Annotated in this window: 1 protein-coding gene; it reads left to right on the forward strand. The window is 56.7% G+C overall.

What is annotated here, in order from left to right:
• Nucleotides 1–688, forward strand: a 688-nt coding sequence (locus ACFHWU_RS29230) for an MFS transporter (protein ID WP_416592316.1), incomplete at its 5' end; no start/stop codon positions are given.
• Nucleotides 689–920 lie beyond the last annotated feature (232 nt).

Below are 920 nucleotides of genomic sequence, written 5' to 3' on the forward strand. Positions count from 1 at the left end.
ACACATCTTGACCGTTCCGGACACCACGCCCGGTGATCAGAGCCTTACCCGGAAAGGCTCATTGCCTCGAGCCATCAGGGAAGGCTGGCAGTTCGTAATCCGCGAGCCCTTCCTTCGGGCTCTCGCTACGATCTCACCGCTCGTCAACGCCGGGTATACGGGGATCATTTTCGTTCTGATCATTGTGTTGAATGAGCAAGGGGTTTCACCGGCTGCGACTGGCGTGATCTTGTCTGCAGCCGGGGTTGGTGGACTTCTGGGTGCTCTGGTCACTCCGTGGCTCCAGCGTCACGTTAGCGCATATCTCCTTATAATATCTGCGTTCTCTGCTGCGGCGATTTCGGCCTGCGCCGTGGCACTGCTTTCGACCACGCGTATCGTTGCCTTGCCGCTGTGTCTAATGATGCTTTTCGGTCCAGCAGCAAATGCGACACTAGGTGCCTATCAGATAGCAATAACGCGTGACGAAATGCAAGGAAGAGTGGAAAGTGTGATCATGCTGCTAGCCACCAGCCTGGTTCCGTTCGCGCCTGTCCTTGGGGGTATATTGGTGGAGCAGGTAAGCGGTCACGTAGTTCTGTGGGGATTTGCTGCCCTGCTGGTTACCGCTGCTGGAATTGCGGCTATCAGTCGAGGTGTTCGCTCGATCCCCCCGCTCGCCGAGGCTGCTAGAAATGGTTCCTTCTGATACGGTGGCGAGTCGGAGTGGGGGTTATGCTGCGGGAATCTGGGCGAGTATCGAATTCGGCCGTAGGTGGGTAACCGGATTTGGACGTGTCGGTCTCCGGTAAACAGCAAGGTCCTCGGTGGTGTTCAATCGATTAAACCAGCCATCGGCACGTAGACCTCGTGGCCGGGTGCACTGACCTAAACTTTGGTCGTTTTGTTGGCAATACTGCTGGTTTTGGGCTGGGTGCGGG

This window comes from Micromonospora sp. LOL_015, assembly GCF_048060275.1.
Taxonomy (GTDB): domain Bacteria; phylum Actinomycetota; class Actinomycetes; order Mycobacteriales; family Micromonosporaceae; genus Micromonospora_E.